The sequence below is a fragment of the Pseudomonas sp. GL_090 genome (assembly GCF_057837765.1).
The window spans coordinates 2,335,757-2,358,348 of the sequence record NZ_CM174452.1 but is presented as its reverse complement, the minus strand read 5'-3'; the positions used below and the strand labels follow the sequence as shown (position 1 = coordinate 2,358,348).

Sequence of the window (22,592 nt, the reverse complement as noted above, 5' to 3'; positions counted from 1 at the left end):
AGGCAGCATTGATGTTGGATGTGACACCGTCTTCGCGAGCACGCTCACTCCCACAGGGGAAAGTCATTGTGTTTCGGTGGTGCACAACGACCGCCATGCCGCCTCCGCCAGCACGTCCCGATAGGCCTTCGGGCTGCCCTTGACCCGGCCCGACAACCAGGCGCGGCAGTAACTGTCTGCCTGGCCGACGATCAGCGACGGGATCAACTCCGCCGGAAGACTCCCCAGTTCATTACCCTGCGCCCCCAGCCATTCCAGCAACTGCCTGTTGCGCGTCTTGTTGCGGGTAGCGAGTTCGTCCTTGAACGGCCCCTTGGTGACGGCAAACCGCGCGTGGTACTGGAACCGCGCCCATTCCGGCTGGCTATCGACCCAGTCCACATAGCTGTGCACCAGCGCATGCACCCCTGCCTGAGTGGTTTTGGCCCCGGCCAGGTAACTGTCACGCAAGCGGGCCTGATCATCGAGGGCGGTAAAAAACAGCGCCGCCACCAGGCCTTCCTTGTTGCCGAAATGGTGATAGATCGCACCGACACTGGTATCGCATTCGGCGCGGATCATTTCGATGGTGGTGGCCTCGATCCCCTGTTCGTTGAACAGGGCGAGGGCCTTTCTGAAGATGTCGCGCTTGAGTTCGGCGCGTCGTCCTGGGTAGCAGCGTTCGAGCAGATCGGCGGTTTCCATGCGCAAAGACAGTCCAGAAAAGTCATCGGTGGAGGCTGGCGGTTGCCAGCGAACAAGTGGCGCTAGGTTGACAGATTTCCCTTCGACAGAATACTGTTCCGCTACAGAACAATATTCTGTTGCGGAATAATATTCCGTGAAATGTCATCCACAAGAGGCATCAAAATGAGTCAGTTCCTCAGCATGTTCAGCAGCGCAGGCCCGCAAGCGTTCAGCAAAATGGCCTGCCAGGTGGCGCCCTACTTCTCCACCATCAACCCGTTGGTCAAGGATTTGCGCAAAGGCAGCGCCACCGTGCACGTGCCGTTTGCCCGGGAGATCACCAATCATTTGGGTACGGTGCATGCGATTGCGATGTGCAACGCCGCCGAGCTGGCCGCCGGGATGATGACCGACGTTTCCATTCCTGCCGGCGCACGCTGGATCCCCAAAGGCATGACCGTGGAATACCTGGCCAAGGCCAAGAGCGATGTGACGGCGGTGGCCGAGGGGGATGCGGTGGACTGGACCACCGAAGGCGACAAGATCGTGCCGGTGGACATTCACGATGTCGAGGGCAAGAAGGTGTTCACGGCGCGGATCACCATGAATGTGAAGCTGGCTTGAAGACTGACCGCAGTTAAAGGTGGGAGCGAGCCTGCTCGCGATAGCGGTGTTTCAGCCAACATTTATGGCGACTGACACTACGCCTTCGCGAGCAGGCTCGCTCCCACAGGGTGATTTGTGGTCAGACCAGGCGCAATCGAGGGCCGGCAGCCGGCACCGCATCGTCACCCAACCGCCCCCGCACAAACGCCTGGGCCTTGTGCGTCAACTGGTCCAGATGCCGGTCGCGCTGTTTTTCCGCGTCGGTCATGGCTCGCTTGCCATGCTTTTGCAGCAGGTAGGTATGAATCTGCCGCACTTCGAGCGAGCTGTAGATCGACGCCACATCCAGCAGCGCCATCAAGCCATCGGTGCCGTGGTCGCGGGTATTCATCAACACCTGGGTCGCACGTACGCCCACCACCTCAAAGCCCATCGCCTCGAAATACGGCACCTTGGCCACCGCGCAGGTCAACTCGGCATGGGGATAGCGGCCGACCATTTCCCGCAGCATCCGCCGGGCCACGCCCTGGCGCCGATACTCGGCCTGCACCGCCATGTACGCCACGCCGCAGGCCTCGGGGTCGTCCTGCACCGGCAGGTACAGCACAAAGCCAGTCACCTTTTGCGGGTCGTCTTCGTCCGTGGCGACGATCAACTCCACGGCAATGCCTTTTTCACCGTTCAGCGCCTCCAGGTACAGGTGCACCTCATAGCCGATCGCGTATTGATAGAGGTTGTACAGCAGGTTGCTGGGCGGGATCGCGACCATGCTGATGTCAGTCAGGTTGTCGACCACCATCTGCAGGATCTGGCTATTGATGTGCTCGGGGCACGGGGTCTTGAAGTGGCTGATCAGGGGCATTGCGGTGACAGGCTCCGGGGGTCGAGGGCCGCCTATCATAGCGCGCCTGACACTGGTGGTCCGAAGGGTGATGGACAGACATCCCCCCATTGATGGGTCATGCGCATCACCGGCGAACGCCTGGCTGCGCTTTCGAGCCTGACGCCAGTGAGTCCGGCACACATTGTGCTGGATAAACTGGCCACTTCGCGATCAGGCCCGCTCCCTCAGGGGACTGCGGTTTTGCCCACTCCTCGATCTTCTGTGGGAGCTCGTCTGCTCGCGAAAGCGTCCACCACACCGGATAGGGGTGTGAGTGGGGAAGAATGGGTGGGTCAAGGCCCCAACTTTGAGGATTCCCACCCACTGCGCCACCAGAACTAAAACCCAAACCGCCAGCCTTTTGATATCAATCAGGTTTTTTTCTCCCCCCGGATTCCCCCGCGATTGGCGCACCTCTTGCAGCAGGCCAATGGCCAACGTCAGCCAACACCGGCGCGCCCCGAGGGGAACAACATGAAAAAAATGCCTGACCTCAAACCGTTCGGCTTTCTCAGCAAACCGGGCATCGCCGCTGTGATGCTGATCAACTTCAGCCTCGGTACCGTCAACGCTGCGCCGCTTGACGATGTCAGCCCGCCGCCGCCAACAGATCCTTCGGCGTATAGCAACCCGCCGACCGACTTCAAGGCCGCGCTGGATGTCATAAAGGCCATGCCGCCCGCCAATCAGGGCGCCATCGCCTTGCCCAATGGCGTGTTTGGCACCCGCACCACGCCAACGACCGACAACGTGCTGCCGCCAGCCCTGCAGACATCCTTCAAGATCCCCACCAATGGCAAGCCCAGCCCATTGTTCGGGGCCCAACCGTACACTCAGCAGTTGCTGCTGTTCGAAGAATTCGGCACGGAAAAACTCGACCCGACACTGCCGCCGCCCACCCTGACCTTCCCGGTTCCGATCGTCGGCCCGGCACCCACCCAGGACCCGAACAACATCGCCCGCAGCGGCCCTTCGGCCACGGCGCTGGAAGCTTTCATGCGTCAACCGGGGCTGTACCCGTTTCCGTCGCAGTATTCCAATGTACTGGACCGCAACCCATGGAAAGCGCAGATCGAAGCCTTCCTCAACCGCCATCCGGTCGGCTCGCCGGCCGAAGGTCGTCCGCCAGGAAAAGGCTGGTCGCACCAGCGCTGGAACGAGTTCTACCCACAGGTCGCCTTCAAGACCGCTCAAGCGGGCGCCAAGCTCAATGGCGGCATGCGCGACCGCCGCCAGTTGCACAACTATGCCGCCGGCGAGTTCGGGCCTGGCGGGCTCTACAACCAGACTTCGGACACCCCGGTCATAACGGGCACCACCAAAGGCATCGACACCCGTTTTCACCCCAACATGCCGATTCAGAACCACAAGGCGCTCTGGACCTTCGACGGCACCTTTCCGCCAAAACTGCTGATGGTGCGGTACGGCCAACCCGTGCTGATGCGCCACTACAACGCCCTGCCGATCGATCCGTCGGCCAACATGGGTTTCGGCCTGCACACCCTCAGCACCCACGAACACAACGGCCACTCCCCGGCCGAAAGCGACGGCTTTTCCAATGCGTTTTTCTTTCCGGGGCAGTACTACGACTATCGCTGGCCGATCCAGTTGGCCGGTTACGACACCATCAACACCAGCGCTCAGGATCCGCGCGCGGCGTTCCCCTGCGCCCCGGGCGAAACCCTGTTCGTCAACGATGCCACGCCGGGCCTCAAGACCTGCAACAACGGCAGCATCAAGATCCGTGGCGACTGGCGCGAAACCATGAGCACCCACTGGTTCCACGACCACATGCTCGATTTCACCGCGCAGAACGTCTACAAGGGCAACGCGGTGATGATGAACTACTACAGCGCCATGGATCGTGGCAACGAAGCGCTGCAAGACGGCGTCAACCTGCGCCTGCCCAGCGGTTCGGCATTGCCCTGGGGCAACCGCGACTATGACGTCAACCTGATGCTGGCCGACAAGGCCTGGGACGCCAATGGCCAACTGTGGTTCAACCCGTTCAACACCGACGGTTTCCTCGGCGATCAGCTCCTGGTCAACTGGCAGTACCAGCCGCGCCTGAACGTGCGTGCGCGCAGCTATCGCTTCCGCATCCTCAATGGCTCGGTGTCGCGCTACTTCAGGATCGCGCTGGTGCGTGAAGTCGTCGGCACCGGTGGTGAATACCCCGGCCCGGCAGGTTCCGGCCTGTCCTATACCCGCGTGCCGTTCCACTTGATCGCCAACGACGGCAACCTCATGGAACACGCCGTGCCGTTCGACGGCAGCATGGACCTGGACGCCGACGGCGATCCGCAGAACCACAACGCCATCCTGCCCACCATGGGTATCGCCGAGCGTTACGACATCATCGTCAACTTCGCGAAAAACGGGATCAGCACCGGCGACAAGCTGTACTTCGTCAACCTGATGGAGCACCACGACGGCAAGGGTCCGGAGGCTACACTGCTGAGTCTGGCCGATGTCCTGTCCGGCAGGTACAAGGCGGTGCTCAAGCTCGGTAGTAACGGGCTGCAATGGGACGCCGGCGACCCGGTGGTGGGCAAATTCATGCAGATGGTGGTTCAGCCTTATGCGGGCCAGGACGTGAGCATGAACCCCGCCGACTACGAGCCCGCCAAACCGGGCAAACCGGCCGGCAAGAGCATGATCCCGCTGACCATCAACCGCGACGACCCCGCGATGCAGGCCAAGCTCAAGGTGGCGCGGCACCGCGAGTTCATCTTCGGTCGCTCCGACGGCACCGACGAAGCCCCCTGGACGATCAAGACCGACGGTGGTCTAGGCTTCCAGATGGACCCTCGGATCATCAGCGCCGCTCCGCAACTGGCCAACGGCCCGACCCCTGCCGGGTTCTCCGGCGACGGCACCCTGGAAGTGTGGAAAATCAGGAACGGTGGCAACGGCTGGAACCATCCGGTGCACGTGCACTTCGAAGAAGGCATCATCCTCCACCGCGACGGCAAGGCGCCGCCGGAATGGGAAAAATGGGCACGCAAGGACGTCTATCGCATCGGCGCGGGCATCGACAGCTCGGTGGATGTGGAAATGGCGATCCGCTTCCGTGAATTCGCCGGGACCTACATGGAGCACTGCCACAACACCCAGCACGAGGACACCTCCATGCTGCTGCGCTGGGATGTCGAGAACCCTGGCCAGTTCCAGTTGATGCCAACCCCCCTGCCCGGCTGGGACGGCGTCACCTACGTCAACTCCGCCGCGCTGCCGACCTTCCGCACTGGAGATACACGTGATAATGACGATGGCGATAACCAAAAACCGATCGCCAACCCCGACAGCGCCATCAGTAATACCGGCCAACCGGTGATCATCAACGTGCTGGCCAACGACACCGACCCTGACGCTAACGTGCCACTCAAAGTGGTGGGGCTGGAGCAACCGGACTCCGGCAAGGGCGTGGTCAGTACCGATGGTACGCGTGTGACCTACACACCACCGACCACAGTCCCCGCGCCGTTTACCGCGACCTTTACCTATAGGGCCGCCGATGCCAAGGGTGCGGAGTCGGAACCGGCGACGGTGTCCGTGGCGGTCTCGGCAGCGATCAACGAGAGCCTGATCGTCACCACCGCTACCGTCACCGCCCGCAGCAACAGCCGCTGGTATTGGGTCCTGTCCGGCACCACGTCGCGTTTCACGGGCAATAAGATCACGGCGACCGCCACGACCACGACCGGTACGGTGAACCTTGGCGCCGCCGTCCTGACGCAGACACCGACAGGCGCGCGCTGGAACATAGCGGTGACGACCGCCGGCAGTGGCCCGTCGCCTAGCCCGACAGCGACCATCAAATCGGCCTTCGGCAAAACCGTGACGGTGCCGATAAAGGCGAACTAGAGCGGGTTGATCGACGCCCGGTCCATGCAACGTGGATCGGGCGTTTTTCTTTTGTGCAGCGTACTCGGATTTTACATTCACCAAACTTCCAATGTGGGAGCGAGCCTGCTCGCGAAAGCGGAGTGTCAGGCGACATCTCTACAACAGGTTCGCCGCCTTCGCGAGCAGGCTCGCTCCCACAACAGGAATGTCGTTGACCGGAAGTTAACGTTCAGCCCGACTCACCGCTGCGGTGCCACCATCCGAAAGCGGATATTGATATCGTTGGACACCACACTGTCCGCCCACTCGCCCTCGCCTATCTTGAAGTCGTCACGCTTGAGCACCAGTTGGCCCTCAAAGATGCCGATGGCGCTCTCCGATTTCAGCAACACCGGCACACTCACTTCCCGAGTGAGCCCGCGCAGGGAAAGCTTGCCGGTGATGGTGTAGCGGTTGTCGCCCTGGGCCTTGATGGACGTCGACTCGAAGGTCGCCACCGGATAAGTCGCGGTGTCGAACCACGCCGTTTTTTGCAGCTCGGTGTTGGCGTCGCTGCTGCCGGCATCGATGCTTTTCAGGTCGATGGTCAGCACGGCATGGGCGGCGCCGGGGTTATCGGTGTCGAAGTCGAGTTTGGCCTTGAACTTGCCAAAGGTGCCGTAAGCTTTCGAACCCATCTGCTCATAGGTGAAACTCAAGGTGCTGGCCCTGGCGTTCACATCCTTGTATTCCACGGCTCCAGCAAACGGCACCAGGCCGAACACCAACGTGCCGGCCAGAGCGACGCAACGCGCGGATCGAAGGTTCATGGCACTCTCCGGGAGGGTTCCCGTCTTGAGTTGGCGTGCCGCACAGATCGGATGGCATCAGTTGGACTAAAGCAAACAACCGGCGTTTATTCCACCTCGACCGTTGATTTGCGACCACCTGCCCGCGCTACCCGCCCCCCTCGCGCAGCCACGCCCGCCGCAACAGGTCGATCACCTCGGCATCCGAGGTCTGGGAAAAATCCATGTACCAATGGCCAATCGACATGAACCACTCGGGCATCAGCGGGCAGATCAACTCATCCACCTCTCTGCGCAGCGCCTGCACCGTTTCGATTGGCGCCACTGGCACCGCCACCACGATCCGCGATGGCGCCTGTACCCGCAGCGCCTGGATCGCCGCCCTCATCGAAGCGCCGGTGGCCAGGCCGTCGTCAATCAGGATCACCATCTGATCCTTGATCTGCACCGCCGGCCGCTTGCCCCGATAGACCTGCTCGCGGCGCAACAGCTCGCGGCTTTCCCGTTCGACCACGGCGTCGAATGCAGCCTTGGCAATCGGATGCACCCGCAGTGCCTCTTCATTACGAATCTGGATGCCGCCGCTGGCAATCGCGCCCATGGCGTACTCCGGGTGGGACGGCACGCCGAGTTTGCGCACCAGCATCAGGTCCAGGCGAACCTTCAGCGCCGTGGCCACCTCATACGCCACCGGCACTCCGCCACGGGGCAAGGCAAGAACGATCACGTCGGGACGGTTAGCGTAAGGCAGCAGCGGCTCTACCAAACGCCGCCCGGCCGCGGGCCGGTCTTGCAGGATGGAATGGGACAAGGGGTTCATTTAAAACCTCCCCAGGCAGGCATGCCTGTCATGCACAAGTACTACTAACACCACTCCCCCTGTGGGAGCGAGCCTGCTCGCGAAAGCGTCAGCACAGTCAACATCTACACCACTGAACCACCGCTATCGCGAACAGGCAATCAAAAAAACCGCCTACACCAACCGCTCAATCTTCTGATGCTGCCACACCACTTTGTAATACAACGTCTGCAACACCAGCATCCCCAGATACGCCACCGGAAACGCCATCCACACCCCTTGCAGCCCGAACTTCGCATCCAGCAGATACGCCGCCGGCAACTGCACACCGACCACGCACACAATGGAAATCGCCACCGGCACCATCACCGCGCCGCTGGCGCGCATGATCCCGCCGATAATCGCCTGGAAACCAAACACCAACAGGCTCCAGAGCATGATGTGCAACAGGTGCTCAGCCATGTTGAGCGTCGCCTCTTCGGTGAGGAACGACGCCAGCAACCAGCTCGACAACAAATACCCGAGCACCACCAGGCCACCGGTCAGACACACATTGATCATCAGCCCGGTCTTCAGGATCGGCCCGATGCGCTCGATGCGCCCCGCCCCGATCGCCTGCGCCCCAAGAATCGACGCGGTAATCGCAATCGACAGCGCCGGAAACTGCACGTAATTGACGATCTGCGTCACCGCCCCATACGCCGCCGTCGCCTGGGAACCGTGCTGGTTCACCAGCGCCAGAATCACCAGTTCCGACAACGACAACACCACCATCTGCAACCCGGTGGGCAACCCGATGCGCAGCACCTTGCCGAGGATCGCCATGTCCAGCTTCATCGCCGCAAAGAACTCACGGTCCGGCGCCAACGGATGGCCCTTGCCAAGCAAGCGCCACGCCAGCAACCCCATCGCCACCAGGTTACCCACCAGCCCGGCAATCGCCGCACTCTGAATCCCCATCGGCGCAAAACCCAACCACCCGCGAATCAACGCCGGCGTCAGCGCCAGCCCCACAATGGTCGACACCACCAGCGCCAACAACGGCGACAAGGTATCGCTCACTCCACGCAACAACTGCGTGAACAACACAAACACCAGCAACGACGGCATGATCCACAACATCACATGGGCATACGCCACCGCATCGTCCAGCACATCCGCCGGCGTCCCCAACCCCACCAACGCCGACCGCGCAAACACACTCCCCACCACCGCCGCCACCAAGCCGATCAACACCCCCAACAACAAGGTCGCCCCGGCGATGGCCTTCACCAGATGCATCTCACGCGCACCCCACGCCTGCCCGATCAACACACCCGCGCCGGCACCAAGGCCGATCACCAGGGCGATGAAGAAAAACACAATGGGGAACATCCCCGACACCGCCGCCAGCGCCTGGGTGCCGAGCATCTGGCCGATGTAGATGCTGTTGACCGTGCCGGACATGGATTGCAGGAAGTTCGACAGAACCATCGGGGCGAGGAAAAACAGGTAGGTTTTCCAGAGGGGGCGTTGGATGTTTGGGGTTTGCATTCGTGAAGGTCCATCTCGACGGCGTGAGCGATGAGTAAGGATAGCGTGGGCGGCTGAATCCAAGGGGCCGTGAACATCTCAGGTCTGCATTTATATTTCCAGTGACGTTATGTGAAAGGTCTGAAGTTTCATCGTCGCGGGTCCTACATGAAGCTCGGAATGTCTCACCTTCCCGCGCTGATCTTATGCGGCTTATAGTCGGCGCCGTCGCCCAAATGGCGATTCGGGTTTGGCGACCTGACAACAGAGAATGACCAACTGACGGCCTTGAGCCTAACAAACAGAGATCATTCAAAATGAATCGATATATGCCTCTCACCGGAATTGACCTGGTTCCGGCTTCCCTGCTCATCGACACCCAAGCCCCACTCGACGTTCTGCAAGCCATGGCCGACTACCGTATTCGGACAGTCACACAGGTGCTGGAAAACATCGCCTACCGATCCGAACTCGGTTGCGACACGGTGGTGTTGGAGGACTTTTCCAAGTTGCTGGTCATTCCGTTGCGCGATGGGTGTGATTTGATGGATGTGATTGGGCGGCGGTTGCGGGCGCAGGCTGCGGAGTAGCAATATGCACGTAACAAAGAGAAGAGCCGCTGCGACAGCGGCTCAACCTGGGAAACCTTCGATGATTTAAACAACTGGACAAGGGAACCGGATGACCACGAAATGATGGCTACTGCCACCGTTCTCTGGCACCTGCGTTCAGGCACTTGGTGCTGTCAATCAAAGGTATATTTGCCTTCGAGCATGAATGCCGGCTCTCTCCAGTTGGGCCCTCTCACTACTATGCACCCATTATTTTTTATAAAACCGGCATCACACATTTTCTTGACAAGGTTCAATAGCCCTATGTTGTTCTCCACATGCGCCCAGTTAGCCCGATTATAAAGGCCATCAAGCCGAGGAAAGGAGATGCCCAATTCATTTTTGGTAAGAAATAGAATTACCTCTTCAGGCTTCTCGTTTAGTACGATGTTTTTTATGACGTTCATCGTTTTATTCCTCCAATTTGCTTGGACTCTCTGTCCGTTTGTTTGTTGTCTGCCTCTATAGCCTCGGGCGTGTAGAGTAATTCAAAATCATCTTTTAGCTTGTAGTCTTCCAGCGTCGCGGCGTGAGTATTGTTCCAAATAACACCGTCGTCATTCGGGTTTACACCGTCAACCACACCTAATGCTCTGAAACGTTCCAGCTCTCTGAGTTCATGAGTATAGAAGCGTTTGTCAGCATCTGTGATTACCAATTCACCCAGCAGAATTTTTTTCAAGCGAAAAATCATAATGGCATTGGCGTCCGAAGGACCAAAGCGTCCAGTATGTAATTTTACCAGGTCAATACCCGCCTGGATCACGGAAGCACTTGTCCAATCGAGATCGAGTATTGGCCCCCCGGCTTTGGCGGGATTGAAAAGTCGACCGCTGTATTTTCCCCTTGTGGTTGCTCCTTCATAAGGACTATTAAACACAACGTAGATTGGCGGTAGACCGCTTTCAATCGGAAAGCAGTAAATGCAATCCCTGAAATCAGGCAATTCGACCGCGGGCAAGGTTTCAGGCTGCACAAGCAATGGCGACAGCGTAACTCCAGTGTAAGTCGGTACTTGCGCAGGTCGGGCAGGCGAAGTTGTCGAACCGTTTCCCAAGTGAATAATTGGAAAACTGAGGATAATGGGCGGTGTATCGTTTGACGTGAAACTGTAGCTGCTGGTCGTTGGATCGAATGCCAATGCTCGTACTGGCACTTTTTCCGAGACGCTCCCTCCAGCCGGGGTTGCAACGAGTGTGTATTGGTTAAGGTCGCCATAAATCCGATAAGGAAGGTCAATGGTTCCTTCGGCAGCGGCGATTTCATTCAGGTTTGACGGCAGCTTTGGTAAAAAAGTGGTACCGGGTAGTTTGAGAGCTGTTTGAGGAAAGCGTTCGCCGTTAGCAAGAGCAGGTGAATAGAACAAGGCTCCGATCCCAACAGCAGTGGCCCGACTGATTAGTGCTTCCCCCAACCCTGCCAATAACCTAATGCCTCCCTGGATTCGCGCCCCGAAGGTCCAACCGTCGGCGAAATGGATGGCAATGGCACCCGCCACGGTTCCTGCCTCTTCGCCATGACCAATGGGCAACCTGTAGGTGTAGGCGACTTCGCCCCTCGCCAAGGCGCGATGGATTTCAGCGTCTGCAGTTGCGGAAGCGTCCTCCAAAATGCGAACGGCCTCGATAAGGATTCGTTTAACGTAGGCGGCAGTTAGCGACAACAGGAATTCTTCATAAAAACTTAGTCGTACTTCATCATCTCTTTCTGACTCCACATCACTTGCAAAAAACTCGGCAATTGTTTCTCTGTCTAGCGACAATGCGTCCACGCCAATATGCAATATTGCATCGTGCCAACTTCCGTGCATTGTGACCCTTTGCAAAAGCTCAACGATGATCACTTTCTTTTTTAAGGCAGCTTCCAGCGCATTTAACTCTTGGGAGTCAATGCCTGCGGCTATGCGTTTCTCTAGATAATCTCGAATATTCGGTGCACCACCCGAAAAAACATTCGTTATCTGATCGTGCGCCGAAAGAAATATCGCCACTAATTGTTGGTATTCGTTTCTGGTTTTTTTGACGCCCTCAATACTATGCGGCGTAGTAACCGCCGGAACATTCCCATCCCAAAACAAAATACTATCGAAGCTTGAAGGAAAAACTGAGGCTTGCGCAGCTTGAACCGGCAGAGACCCAGACGTTATTGAAGGTGAATAATGTGTAATTGGATTTTGCATATAGCACTCCATGCAACAATATTAATTCCATAAAATAGACAGAACAAAAGTTATGCCGCAACAACGTAGCAATTTCAATACTTCAATATTTACTGCATGCATCGCGCGAAAAATAGCATTAGACCCAAACAACCTCTGCGGCTTCCAGCAAAATCCTCACAGTTGGCCATTCCGTTACACGATGTGTTGTGACTTGATAGATGTGATTGGGCGGCGGTTACGGGCGCAGGCTTCTGAGTAAAGTAAAACGGGCATCAAAGGTGCCCGTTTTTTGTCTGACGAGAAAAGTGATTTACTTGTTCTGAGGCTCGATCCTGGCGAAGCGCGCCAGGCTTTATCTTTTTTCCGTCGGTTTGACGTTTGGATGCCTTATGGAGATGAACCGTACAAAGCAGTTAGTCCGTGGATCAACTCAACACAACAATCCTCTTGAGCTCCTCATCCATGTGCTGAAGGCATCCCTCGAATTGATTTCGCTTCCTGAGAATGACTTCTGCTGGTGTTTTTGGGCTGACAGCGATGAAGCAAAAGCAGAACTGGAGGGGTTGATCAAGTCGCTTAGAGCTGGGGTGCTGCCCGCAAGAACCCACTTTGCTGTACTTTTTGCGCCAACAGGTCCGCTGCAAGAGCTCAGTCTCAGTAGTGGGTGGGCGGAAACCTTTTTGAAAGTCGCCAGTAAATATGACGAGGCAGAGGCACGGTTGTGGTGAGGGCCAGTCATGACCGGCAGAGAACGGCCGATTGCTGCCTGATGCCAAGGGCAAAAAAGCCCGCTCAATGGCGGGCTTCGTAATCGGCTTTTCCTATGGCGCGGGGCCCAAACTCTTGCGGAATTCGATCTCCAGCTTTCGACAAACTTCTGCGATAACGTTTTTCCCGACTGCCGGGCCGGAGTAGCTGTTTACTTCCTCGCGGCATCGTTCGGCGGCCTCTCGGGCCTGCGTTCTTTCCTTGCCTTCCGATGTGTTGCTGACATAAAAGCCGAAAGCCAGGTACAAGGTGATGGCGATAATGATTCCCACGACGATCTTGCTATCCAGGCCCATTCTCTTTTCTGACGGTAGTGGCCACCTGGGTGGGATTCGTATTTTTTGCCTGAGGTCAGATTGGCAGTGTTTGCATAAGATGGCTTCAGCCATGATGACTTCCGCGCAATATGGGCAACTCTTGTTTCCAGCCTCCACAGATGAAACTCCTTTTTCAAAACAGGATTCTATCATTGGGCTTGAGGGGCGTTGAGGGACGCCTCGCTGTTTTCCACTAAAAGATCTTCTGGGCTCGCAATGTAACGCTTGCCTGAGTTACCCGTTTTCTGGTCATTCCCGAGATCTTCACGGACAGCGACCTGATCGCTGCGCAAGCCCCTCGACCGATTGTGTTGAATCTATCCGCCGGCGCTATGAATTGACTGCTCCAGCCGCCTACGACAGTGCCGCATGCCTTTGGCGATCTGCTTTTCGATGGTTCCTTCCTTGATATCCAGCTGCACAGCGATCTCTCGCATGGTGAATCCCTCGCAACGGGAGAGCAGAAACACTGCGCGGTATTTCTCCGGCAGGTCGTCTAGCGCATTGGACAGTATTTCCAGCTCCTGACAAATACCGGCAGCCTTGCCCGGTTCAGTATCAGGGATTTACAGGAGGCCATCAGCGGGGAACGATCTTGTCAGGGATGTGCCGGACGCCACCACATTTGATAGTCAATATCAAATGCGTATAATACTCATTACAGATTTAGAGACACTTGCGTATGATAATCACTATCAATAAAACCAGATCATATGTGAGTCCGCATGTCCGCCCTAGCTCTCCTGTGTGCACAAAATACTGTTACCCCGCGCTCGCCCCTGCCGCTCCGGCCTCTGGCCCTCGCAGTGCACATGCTTGCAGTCGGTATCACTGTCGCTGCTCCATCTCTACAAGCGGCGGAACAGACTGATCAGGCCGACACTGGAAGTTCTTTGACCCTGGCGCCTATCGCTATCACGGAGACAGCCACTCAAGAGCGAATCGGCGTCACTGAAGACACCCACTCTTACACCACTGACGCTGCGCGCACGGCGACACCGTTGAGCATGTCGCTGCGCGAAACTCCGCAGTCGGTCAGTGTCGTCACCCAGCAACGCATTCAAGACCAGGATCTGCGTACGATCCTCGACGTGGTCAACAATGCCACGGGTGTGTCGGTCAACCGCTACGAGACCAGCCGGGCACAGTTCAATGCCCGCGGATTTGAGCTCAACTCGCTGATGATCGACGGTGTACCGACCATCTTCGAGCAACCCTGGAGTTCGGGAGAGATTTTCAGCAGCCTGGCCATGTACGACCGCGTTGAAGTGGTCCGTGGCGCCAACGGCTTGATGACCGGTGCGGGCGACCCTTCCGCGTCCCTCAACATGGTACGCAAGCGCGCCTACAGCACTGACCTGAAGGGTTCGGTAGAACTGAGCGCCGGCACATGGGACACCTATGGCGTCGAGGCCGATGTGTCCACTGCGTTGAACGAGGAAGGCACCATTCGTGCGCGGCTGGTCGGGGAAGCCAACGAGGGCGATACCTGGATCGACATGAACTCCAACAAGCGCCAGACCCTCTACGGCACGATGGACATCGACCTGACGCCCGACACCACGCTGTGGTTCAGTTTGAGCCACCAGGAAAACAACGCCGACTCGCCGATGTGGGGTGGCCTGCCGGTCTGGTACGCAGACGGTAGCCGCACAAACTGGAGACGCTCGAAGACAACCTCCGCCAAATGGAGCAAGTGGGACACCACCTACGATACCTACTTCATCAATCTCGACCACACCTTCGCCAACGACTGGCAGGTCAACCTCAGCTACAACCGTGGCGAGCGAACCGGTGACTCTTCCCTGCTGTACCTCTCTGGCAATCCAGGCCAGAACGGCAGTTCCGGCATGTCTTCGTTCCCGGCGACCTACAAGACCAAGACCACCCAGGACGACTACGGCATCCGCTTCAATGGCCCGTTCTCGCTGCTGGGCCGTGAGCATGAAGCGGCCTTCGGTTATGTAGACAGCAAGCAGAAATTCGATGCCGACGCACTCAATGCGCAAACCGGCTTTGACGGTGTTGCCAACTTCGATGCCTACAACGGCGATTTTCCGGAACCGATCTGGGGCCCGCGGACAGACTACGGCTATAGCGAAACCAGGCAGAAAGGGCTTTACGCCGCCACGCGCTTGAACGTGACCGACGATTTGAAAGTGATTCTTGGCGCGCGTGAGAGCTGGTACGAGAAGACCAGCGATGACATCTACTCGGAAGTGAGCAAGATCGATGTCGATCATGAACTGACCCCTTATGCAGGCGTCGTCTACGCCCTCACCGATAACCTCTCGGCCTATGCCAGCTACACGGAAATCTTCCTGCCGCAGTCGGTACGCGACAGCAGTGGCCAGCAATTGGAGCCCATCGTTGGCGAGAGCAGTGAAATCGGTTTGAAGGGTGAGTACTTCGGTGGCCGTTTGAACGCCTCCGCGGCGATCTTCCAGATCAAGCAGGACAATCTGGGCCAAAGCACCGGCGTGCTGATCGATCCTTCGAACCCGGTCGGCGGTTATGCCTACGAGGCCAGTGAAGGCGCAACCAGCAAGGGCTTCGAGCTGGAAGTGTCCGGCGAGCTGGCGACCGACTGGAATGCAACAGTGGGTTACACCCAGTTCACCGCCGAAGATGCCAAGGGCAACGGCGTGAACACCCTGTACCCGACCAAATTGCTGCGTACCTTTACCACCTACCGTCTGCCCGGTGCTTTCAACAAGCTGACCATTGGCGGCGGGGTTAACTGGCAGGACTCGATCTACACCTACGCCACCAACCCGGCAGGCAACTCCGAGAAGATCCAGCAGGATGCCTATGCCCTGGTCAACCTGATGGCTCGCTACGAGATCACCGAAAACCTCTCGGCGCAGGTGAATGCTGACAATGTCACCGACGAGAAGTACTTCGACATCTTCGATGCCTATGGTGCCCTCACGTACGGCGCACCGCGCAGTATCACAGCTTCAGCGAAGTATCGCTTCTAAGGCACCAAGCGGGTCGGCGCAGCTCACTGCTGCCCCAAGTGACACGACAACTCAAGCTCGCACCAGATTGGCCAGGAACAGCACCGAACCTTCCAACGCTTGGCGATTTGACTGCGAGCAACTTCCAAAACGACATTCGCCAGCCGAAAAACCAATTTCTGCGCGAGCCAGTCATCAGCCATCCATCACAGTATTTTCACAACCATTGGCATACGGTGGATCCAGCTCCTTTTGTGTTTTCCAGCCCGCACTCCCCATCGCGGGCTTTTTTTCGTCTACTCGATTCAATTCGCATGAAACAACAAGACGCCCCAGCCATCGGCGGAGGGACAAAAGACTAGATCAGTCGGACGACTATGGCGGCGACGGCAAAGATTGCCAGCGCCAGGGCGGCACCGATGCTGAACGGCACCACAGTAGAGCGGATCGCGTTCGGGGCGGGACTACGCATCTCTTCGGCAAAAGCTGCAACGTCGCGGTGCAGTTGTTCAATGCTGGATTGATTCGTAGGTTGTGTGGACATGCTGCTACTTCCTGTGTGGGTCACGAGTCGTATTTGCTGTGGCAAGTACGAATGCTCAAAACTTCGCCCAAAGGCTGACAGCGGCGACGATAGCGGTCACCATACCAGCCCCCACCGCGATCGGGTACCAGAAGGTCTCTTGCCTGAGCTTGCGTTCTTCTGCCGTGAGTTTTCGGGTTTCGGCCATGGACCTTCGGATTTCGACTTGCAGTTTATCGAGCTCCAGATTGTCACGGTCGTTTTGTAGCATGGCTCATCCCTTCGGGCTTGCTGTTCAAAAGGTTCTCCCCGAACGGCCGGTGATCCTCCCTTTTTACCCGGTTAGTATTTCCCGTTTTTCACTGTTGGAATAGCGGGTTGCTCCTGCCGAAGTTGTAGGCAAAATCCGAGAATGAGGGCGAAAAAGAAAAGCTGATTGCTCCACCTCAAGTGCCAATCGACCCCGCCCACAATCGATTAGCTAAACTTCATGAGTAAACCACTTCGCGAAACCCTGAACCTCAGGAGGCGAACATGAGCAAGCAACCTCAACCCCAAAGCCGTTCCAACCCCCAGCCCAGATCCCGCCCGCTAGTGCCGAACCTGCCGAGCAAAACCGGCAACAAGTCCGGTGGCTTGCGCGGTAACTATCCGCCGAAGAAGTCGTAATGCCCTCGGGAATACGACAGGCTTTGCAACGGAGCCTGTCGTACTCCCGTCACTTCGGCATTACTTGCCTCTATATCGGACATTGTTTTCCACAAGCGACGTCGTACCTGTCCGGAATGATGGCCAAGGGCTACGCTCTCCACGGCATCTCAAATACACCTCGACCATGTCGCCAACAGATTCACATCCCTGACTCTGAAAACGTCTGCTCCTTTAACAACGCATCCAAGCCTTCGCGATGTCCCGTGTTGCCATAAACCCTGCTTTTTTCTGGCTCATTTACATGGAGTAAGCGTACATGCCCTTCCCCCCTCGTTTCCTCGACCACTACCGCAAAGCCGACCGCATCATGCTGGGCCTGGTCTGGCTGATGTTCGCTTTCGCGGTGGGCCTGGCGCTCTGGCACGACACGTTCAAGCAAGCGTTACTGGTGGGTGGCGGCACCAGTGTGCTGTTGACGCTGTTGTATCGCGCAATCGGCGGGTCACGGTTGATGCGCTGTTTGCTGGGCGTTGGCTTGATGGTGATGGCGGCGTTGCATATCAATCAGGCCGGGGGGGTCATTGAGTCGCACTTCGGGATTTTTGCGTTGTTGGCGGTGTTGACGTTTTATCGGGACTGGCTGCCGATCCTGGTGGCGGCGGTGACGATTGCGCTGCATCACGTGGTGTTTCATGTGCTGCAGCATCAGGGTTTTCCGGTGTTTGTGATGGCCCATCACGGTGGCTGGACAATGGTGTTCGTTCACGCCTTTTACGTGGTGATGGAGACGGTCGCGCTGCTCTATCTGGCGCTGCACAGTCAGACCGATGCGGTGGAGAGCCAGGACATGCTGGACAAAATGCTCGCCACCACGTCCCAGTTCACCGCTGGTGACGGCCAGGGTGACAAGATGCAGGTGCATGTGTCGCTGGCGCAGCGCTTCGATCAGTTCCTGGGGCAGATCACCGCGCTGGTGGACGGTGTGGTGCGTGACTCTCAGGGTCTGGGTCAGTTGGGCCAGGAGTTGGCCAAGGCGAGCAATACGCTGGAGAAAGGCGCCAAGCATCAGTTGACGGAAATCGCGCAGATGACCGGGTCGATGCAGCGCATGGGCGCTGCGATGGAGCACATCGTGGTGCATGTCGAGCATGCCGTTGAACATGCCGGCCAGGCCAGCGCGCAAGTCACCCGAGGGCAGGAAAGCGTGAACCGTGCGCGGCAGGAAATTACCCAGCTGGCCTCGCGCCTGGAAGGCACCAACCAGACCGTGCAGGTACTGGCCGGGCAGGCGCAGCAGATCGGTACGGTGCTGGAGGTGATCAGCAGCATTGCCGATCAGACCAACTTGCTGGCGCTCAACGCCGCTATCGAAGCCGCCCGCGCCGGCGAGCAAGGCCGGGGTTTTGCGGTGGTGGCCGATGAAGTGCGCAGCCTGGCGCAGCGCACGGCGGTGTCCACCAAGGAAATCAGGACCATCATCGAGGCCTTGCAGCAAGGCAGCCGCAAAGCCGTGGAGGCCATGCAGGACAGTCGCGAAGGTGTGGAGCGCTGCGTCGAGGACAGTCAGTTGGCGGCGGCGATGTTGCAGGCTGTCGGCAGCGACATCTCGCAGATCGATGAACTCAATGGGCGAATTGTCACGACAACCCGTGAACAGTCCTCGGCGAGTTTCGAGATTGTCGGGCGCTTGCAGTCGGTGCAGAGCATTGCGCAGAACACGGCGGATGATGTGGAGACGCTGGCGCTGAGCAGTCGACAGTTGCCGCCGATTGCCACTCGGCTGGATGCGTTGGGACGCACGTTTCATCAGTGATGCAGCCGTAGGCGCGGTGTTTATTCCCAATGGGAAAAATGGCGGGTAACCCGCAGGCCAGGCAAGTTGCAGGCGCTACTTGAGGGCGCCGCAGCGAAGTAATTGAATACGAGCACCTAATAGGCGCCGTATTTGTATTCGCTGGCGATTGGCATTCCAGAACCCTGGAGTTTTTTCAAAAAAATTGTGAAATAAAATGTGAAGTACGTTCAATTAAAAATCCTCACAAACTCACATAAAACCCAACAAAATAAGGCTTGTTAAACGATCACCTATGTGAAATAAATTGTGAAGACAATTTCTGACGACACGAACTGCCATGTCCTTAATCACATCGAAATCCTGGCTGGACCCGGTTCTCCCTGAGTCGTTACCCCCATCGATCATTGATCTTGCGGATGCGTTGCCCAGAAAGACCCGGTTTCTAGCCGGGCGACTACCGCCTGAAACCGCTGCACGGCTCGGCCGTCTCCTGCAAATCACCAATACGTACTACTCGAACCTGATCGAAGGGCAATACACCGAGCCTGCCGATATGCAGAAAGCACAAACGGCGCCGGTCAAAGATCGCAAGCGACTCAAAAGCCTGGCGGTTGAACAAATGGCGGTGCAAGCCTTGTTTGAGCGGACGTTGCGCCAGCGGGGCCCTTTTAGCTGGGGCGACATGTTCGCACCCGAGTTCGTGAGCGCTATGCATAACCGGCTTTTTCGTGGAGCCAGTGACGCAGAACGTACGCTGTCAGATGGCTCAATAATGCAGCCCGGCATACTTCGGTCGGTCACGGATCAAAACGTAATCGTCGGCAATCATGATGCGCCGGACGCTTCAGTTGTCGAGGCGATGCTACGACACCTTCAGTCAGGGTTTGGCCGGCAGACGGACCCTCGCCGCCAGCTGATTTCTTCGCTTGCCTACCACCATAGGCTCGCCTGGGTTCACCCCTTTACCGACGGCAATGGACGGGTTGCACGGCTGATCACTCATTTGCAGTTGGTACATCTGGGGCTGGAGCCTACCCTCTGGTCACTGTCACGCGGCCTTGCACGACGGCATCAGGACTACTACAGCGCCCTGACCATGGCCGACCGCCCACGAGAAGGTGATTTGGACGGACGGGGACAATTGTCCCAGCGACGTTATTTCGAATTCATTGAGTTCATGCTGCAGGTTTGTCACGACCAGGTCGACTACATGATTGCCGCGGTAGACCCATCCCAATTGCGTGAACGCGTAATACGCGCGTTTCGCTACAACGAGAGACTTCTACAGCAAGGTATCCGTCCGGAAAGTGCGCCCGCGATCATTGCGTTAATCACCCAAGGCAGCTTGCCGCGCAATGAAATCAAGACGTTCACAGGCCTGACACCGCGCCCGGCAATCGACGAGTTATCCAGGCTTATAAAAGTCGGCCTGGTAGAAAGCCGGACGCCAAAATCCAGAATCGTGACCCCCGGCCTGCCCGCCTGGTTTGCACAGGATGTTTTTCCAGACCTACATCGACGGTTTCAGTAACACATAGCCTCAGCAAGATCGCGACCCCATGCGTTGGAACGCCAGGTCCACCCGTCGCACCAACATTGCTCTACAGACCCATTAAATCTACATTTGAATCTATAGATGCAACCAAAGGACACAAACATGGCCGTCCCCATCCAACCCCAATCCTTCAGCAAAAACCAATGCGTCACCGGCCTGCGCGCCGCCGTGAGCATTCTGGAAAAGTGGAAAGCCACCAGCGACCAGGCCTGTCGCATCCTGCGTATTTCCCGCAGTACCTATACCCGCGCCCGTCAGCGTGACCCGGATTGGGCGGTGGCGCTGGATGCGGATCAGATGCAGCGCATCAGCTTTGTGCTGAACATTCACGCGACGTTGCGGCTGGTGTTCGACAACCCGGACAACGTCTATGGCTTTGCCTCGATGGCCAATGACAACGAGTTTTTCAACGGGCGTTCGCCGCTGGAGATCATGGCCCAGGGCGACATGATTTCGCTGTATGAAACCTTCCGCCGCATCGACATGCTGCGGGGTGCGCAATGGTGATGGCGAGTGAGTTGGCGGTGTTTGCCGGTCAGTCGTTGCAGGCTTATCGCCTGGTCAATTCGAAGTTTCCGCCCATTGCGTTGTTTGATGATGTGGCGGATGCGGACGAGTTCGAGGTGTTGTTCGAGATTCAGGCATTGACCAATCCGCGGTTGAAGAATGAGGTGGGCCAGCTGGAGTTGATTGCGCGCAGCGAGATTCCGTTCGGCATTCCCGGTTGCTCCTACGCCATCGCGCCCTTTACCCACGTCAACCTGGCGGGTTCGCGTTTCAGCGACGGGCGTTTTGGCGTGTTGTACCTGGCGGACTCGATGGAAGCGGCGCTGGCCGAGGTGCGGCATCACCAGGCGCTGTATTGGTCGAGGGTGCCGAGCCTGAGCTATGAGCGGTTTGTGTTTCGTGGGTTGGCCTGTGCTTTTGGCGATGGCGGGATGAAAGACGCTACGGCCCTGCCGATGAGTGATCCGGTGTACGCCCCGGACGACTACAGCCATTCCCGTGTGCTGGGGCGCGCGGTGCGGGATGCCGGTTGTCCCGGTTTGCGTTATCACTCGGTGCGGATGCCGGGCAGTCATTGCTGGGCGTTGATGACGCCGAGGCCGGTTTCGTCGATTGTGCAGGCGGCGCATTACGAGATGGTCTGGAATGGGCAGATCACCAGCGTGAGCCAGATCAGCCAAGCCTGATTGCCTCGCCACAAAAACATGGTGCTTGCAGGCGCGGTGTTCGATCCATTGACTGCATCGATAGTCACCATCATTTCAATGAAGTTCTCTTAAAAAATCCCCGGCGTAACATCTGCTCCATACCAACCCATAAGCACCCCGGAGCACACCATCATGAAACGCCAAACCCTCCTCAGCATCGCTTTCTCGGTTTTCGCAGTTAACGCTTTCGCTGCAACTTCTGCTCAACCTGCGGTCGCTGAAGGCGGCTCGGACCGTCTGATTGAAAGCCGTGTGGCCGAGGGTGGTTCCGATCGCCTGATCGAGAATCGTGTGGCCGAAGGTGGCTCGGATCGCCTGCTGGAAAAACGTGTTGCCGAAGGCGGCTCCGACAAGCTTCTGCAAAACCGCGTCGCTGAAGGCGGCTCCGACAAGCTTCTGCAAAACCGCGTCGCTGAAGGCGGTTCGGATCGTCTGATCGAAAGCCGCGCTGTCTGAATGCAGTGCTTGACCGCAGGACTCAACGAAAAGCCCGGCCTCAACAGCCGGGCTTTTTCGTGGCTCACTGTTTGATGGGTGTGACGAGTACCTTTTCCTCAGTGTCGAGGACGAACACCGCCAACAGGCGTGCCGGCTGGGTGTCGCTGGCGTTGGCGCTGACCAGATGCACGGAACCCGGCTCCTCTACGAAGTTTTCACCGACGTTGTAGATCTTTTCCGGTTCGCCTTTAACCTTGATGCGAAACGAGCCCTCCAGCACTGTTGCATAGATGAAGGCCGTTTTCGGATGGGTGTGGGCCGGCGACGCGGCACCCGGCCCATACTCGACGACCACACCCCTCATGCTCTTGCCAGGAATGTTGGGGATGGGACGGTCGAAGACCACCGTCACCTTGCCGGGGGGCGGCTCGGCGGCCGATGCGGCGCTGATCGAGAGCGCTACGAAGACAGCGGCCATTAGCAATCGGGTAACCAT

The 22,592-nt window shown here is 57.7% G+C and carries 23 protein-coding genes; 11 read left to right on the top strand and 12 right to left on the bottom strand.

The features are described 5' to 3' along the window. Positions 1-63 precede the first annotated feature (63 nt). Positions 64-684 carry a TetR/AcrR family transcriptional regulator gene (locus tag AC3ITA_RS10510; protein WP_095945872.1) on the bottom strand — a complete coding sequence of 207 codons (621 nt, stop codon included), beginning with the start codon at positions 682-684 and terminating at the stop codon, positions 64-66. Between the two features lie 165 nt (positions 685-849). Between AC3ITA_RS10510 and AC3ITA_RS10505 the strand changes: the two genes are divergently transcribed. Continuing rightward, a complete protein-coding gene (locus tag AC3ITA_RS10505; RefSeq protein WP_095945873.1) occupies positions 850-1,290 on the top strand; it encodes a hotdog fold domain-containing protein in 441 nt (146 codons plus the stop codon). Positions 1,291-1,411: 121 nt separating this feature from the next. On the opposite strand, the gene AC3ITA_RS10500 is transcribed toward AC3ITA_RS10505, so the two are convergent. Continuing rightward, entirely contained in the window at positions 1,412-2,134 is a 723-nt protein-coding gene (locus AC3ITA_RS10500) for a GNAT family N-acetyltransferase (protein WP_489280210.1), read from the bottom strand. Positions 2,135-2,629: 495 nt separating this feature from the next. Between AC3ITA_RS10500 and AC3ITA_RS10495 the strand changes: the two genes are divergently transcribed. Further along, a complete protein-coding gene (locus AC3ITA_RS10495) occupies positions 2,630-6,022 on the top strand; it encodes an Ig-like domain-containing protein (RefSeq protein ID WP_489280209.1) in 3,393 nt (1,130 codons plus the stop codon). Between the two features lie 221 nt (positions 6,023-6,243). Here AC3ITA_RS10495 and AC3ITA_RS10490 read toward each other — a convergent pair whose 3' ends face one another. The 3 genes from AC3ITA_RS10490 to AC3ITA_RS10480 all read right to left on the bottom strand — a co-directional run bounded on the left by AC3ITA_RS10490 (position 6,244) and on the right by AC3ITA_RS10480 (position 9,124). After that, on the bottom strand, positions 6,244-6,813 hold the full coding sequence (locus AC3ITA_RS10490) for a YceI family protein (RefSeq protein ID WP_150674059.1): 570 nt from the start codon (positions 6,811-6,813) through the stop codon (positions 6,244-6,246). Positions 6,814-6,940: 127 nt separating this feature from the next. After that, positions 6,941-7,612: a phosphoribosyltransferase gene (locus AC3ITA_RS10485; protein ID WP_489280207.1), complete on the bottom strand. Its 672-nt coding sequence runs from the start codon at positions 7,610-7,612 to the stop codon at positions 6,941-6,943. Positions 7,613-7,765: 153 nt separating this feature from the next. Beyond that, a complete protein-coding gene (locus AC3ITA_RS10480) occupies positions 7,766-9,124 on the bottom strand; it encodes an MATE family efflux transporter (protein ID WP_489280206.1) in 1,359 nt (452 codons plus the stop codon). 296 nt (positions 9,125-9,420) lie between these two features. On the opposite strand from AC3ITA_RS10480, the gene AC3ITA_RS10475 reads away from it, so the two are divergent. Continuing rightward, on the top strand, positions 9,421-9,693 hold the full coding sequence (locus AC3ITA_RS10475) for a hypothetical protein (protein ID WP_095946406.1): 273 nt from the start codon (positions 9,421-9,423) through the stop codon (positions 9,691-9,693). 155 nt (positions 9,694-9,848) lie between these two features. Here AC3ITA_RS10475 and AC3ITA_RS10470 read toward each other — a convergent pair whose 3' ends face one another. Together AC3ITA_RS10470 and AC3ITA_RS10465 are read right to left on the bottom strand one after the other, a co-directional pair. Further along, positions 9,849-10,121 carry a hypothetical protein gene (locus AC3ITA_RS10470; RefSeq protein ID WP_056725156.1) on the bottom strand — a complete coding sequence of 91 codons (273 nt, stop codon included), beginning with the start codon at positions 10,119-10,121 and terminating at the stop codon, positions 9,849-9,851. After that, positions 10,118-11,893, bottom strand: coding sequence for an S-type pyocin domain-containing protein (locus tag AC3ITA_RS10465; RefSeq protein ID WP_489280205.1), 1,776 nt, complete (start codon positions 11,891-11,893; stop codon positions 10,118-10,120). The genes AC3ITA_RS10470 and AC3ITA_RS10465 overlap by 4 nt, the downstream gene beginning before the upstream one ends. Before the next feature lie 371 nt (positions 11,894-12,264). Between AC3ITA_RS10465 and AC3ITA_RS10460 the strand changes: the two genes are divergently transcribed. Further along, positions 12,265-12,603 (top strand): hypothetical protein, encoded by a 339-nt coding sequence (locus AC3ITA_RS10460; RefSeq protein ID WP_489280204.1) that lies wholly within the window; start codon positions 12,265-12,267, stop codon positions 12,601-12,603. Positions 12,604-12,696: 93 nt separating this feature from the next. Here the strand turns inward: AC3ITA_RS10460 and AC3ITA_RS10455 are convergent, their stop codons facing one another. Both AC3ITA_RS10455 and AC3ITA_RS10450 read right to left on the bottom strand, forming a co-directional pair. After that, the gene (locus AC3ITA_RS10455) at positions 12,697-12,939 is read right to left on the bottom strand and encodes a hypothetical protein (protein WP_489280202.1); all 243 of its coding nucleotides are present in this window, start codon (positions 12,937-12,939) and stop codon (positions 12,697-12,699) included. A gap of 338 nt (positions 12,940-13,277) precedes the next feature. After that, the gene (locus AC3ITA_RS10450; RefSeq protein WP_489280768.1) at positions 13,278-13,472 is read right to left on the bottom strand and encodes an RNA polymerase sigma factor; all 195 of its coding nucleotides are present in this window, start codon (positions 13,470-13,472) and stop codon (positions 13,278-13,280) included. Positions 13,473-13,853: 381 nt separating this feature from the next. Here AC3ITA_RS10450 and AC3ITA_RS10445 point away from each other — a divergent pair, with 381 nt between their 5' ends. After that, on the top strand, positions 13,854-15,941 hold the full coding sequence (locus AC3ITA_RS10445) for a TonB-dependent siderophore receptor (RefSeq protein WP_489280201.1): 2,088 nt from the start codon (positions 13,854-13,856) through the stop codon (positions 15,939-15,941). Positions 15,942-16,278: 337 nt separating this feature from the next. Here AC3ITA_RS10445 and AC3ITA_RS10440 read toward each other — a convergent pair whose 3' ends face one another. Then, on the bottom strand, positions 16,279-16,464 hold the full coding sequence (locus AC3ITA_RS10440) for a hypothetical protein (protein WP_489280200.1): 186 nt from the start codon (positions 16,462-16,464) through the stop codon (positions 16,279-16,281). A gap of 55 nt (positions 16,465-16,519) precedes the next feature. Next, positions 16,520-16,714 (bottom strand): hypothetical protein, encoded by a 195-nt coding sequence (locus tag AC3ITA_RS10435; RefSeq protein WP_008000757.1) that lies wholly within the window; start codon positions 16,712-16,714, stop codon positions 16,520-16,522. A 263-nt stretch (positions 16,715-16,977) separates the two neighbouring features. Here AC3ITA_RS10435 and AC3ITA_RS10430 point away from each other — a divergent pair, with 263 nt between their 5' ends. The 6 genes from AC3ITA_RS10430 to AC3ITA_RS10405 all read left to right on the top strand — a co-directional run bounded on the left by AC3ITA_RS10430 (position 16,978) and on the right by AC3ITA_RS10405 (position 22,114). Continuing rightward, entirely contained in the window at positions 16,978-17,112 is a 135-nt protein-coding gene (locus tag AC3ITA_RS10430) for a hypothetical protein (protein ID WP_256355847.1), read from the top strand. A 298-nt stretch (positions 17,113-17,410) separates the two neighbouring features. Next, positions 17,411-18,907 (top strand): methyl-accepting chemotaxis protein, encoded by a 1,497-nt coding sequence (locus tag AC3ITA_RS10425; RefSeq protein WP_489280197.1) that lies wholly within the window; start codon positions 17,411-17,413, stop codon positions 18,905-18,907. A gap of 319 nt (positions 18,908-19,226) precedes the next feature. Then, on the top strand, positions 19,227-20,420 hold the full coding sequence (locus tag AC3ITA_RS10420; RefSeq protein ID WP_489280196.1) for a Fic family protein: 1,194 nt from the start codon (positions 19,227-19,229) through the stop codon (positions 20,418-20,420). A gap of 126 nt (positions 20,421-20,546) precedes the next feature. Further along, positions 20,547-20,951, top strand: coding sequence for an antitoxin Xre-like helix-turn-helix domain-containing protein (locus AC3ITA_RS10415; RefSeq protein ID WP_150674056.1), 405 nt, complete (start codon positions 20,547-20,549; stop codon positions 20,949-20,951). Continuing rightward, positions 20,945-21,637 (top strand): RES family NAD+ phosphorylase, encoded by a 693-nt coding sequence (locus tag AC3ITA_RS10410; protein ID WP_489280194.1) that lies wholly within the window; start codon positions 20,945-20,947, stop codon positions 21,635-21,637. Before AC3ITA_RS10415 ends, AC3ITA_RS10410 begins: the two co-directional genes overlap by 7 nt. 153 nt (positions 21,638-21,790) lie before the next feature. Further along, positions 21,791-22,114, top strand: a complete 324-nt coding sequence (locus AC3ITA_RS10405) for a hypothetical protein (protein WP_489280193.1) — start codon at positions 21,791-21,793, stop codon at positions 22,112-22,114. A gap of 64 nt (positions 22,115-22,178) precedes the next feature. On the opposite strand, the gene AC3ITA_RS10400 is transcribed toward AC3ITA_RS10405, so the two are convergent. Next, on the bottom strand, positions 22,179-22,592 hold the full coding sequence (locus AC3ITA_RS10400) for a cupin domain-containing protein (protein WP_489280191.1): 414 nt from the start codon (positions 22,590-22,592) through the stop codon (positions 22,179-22,181).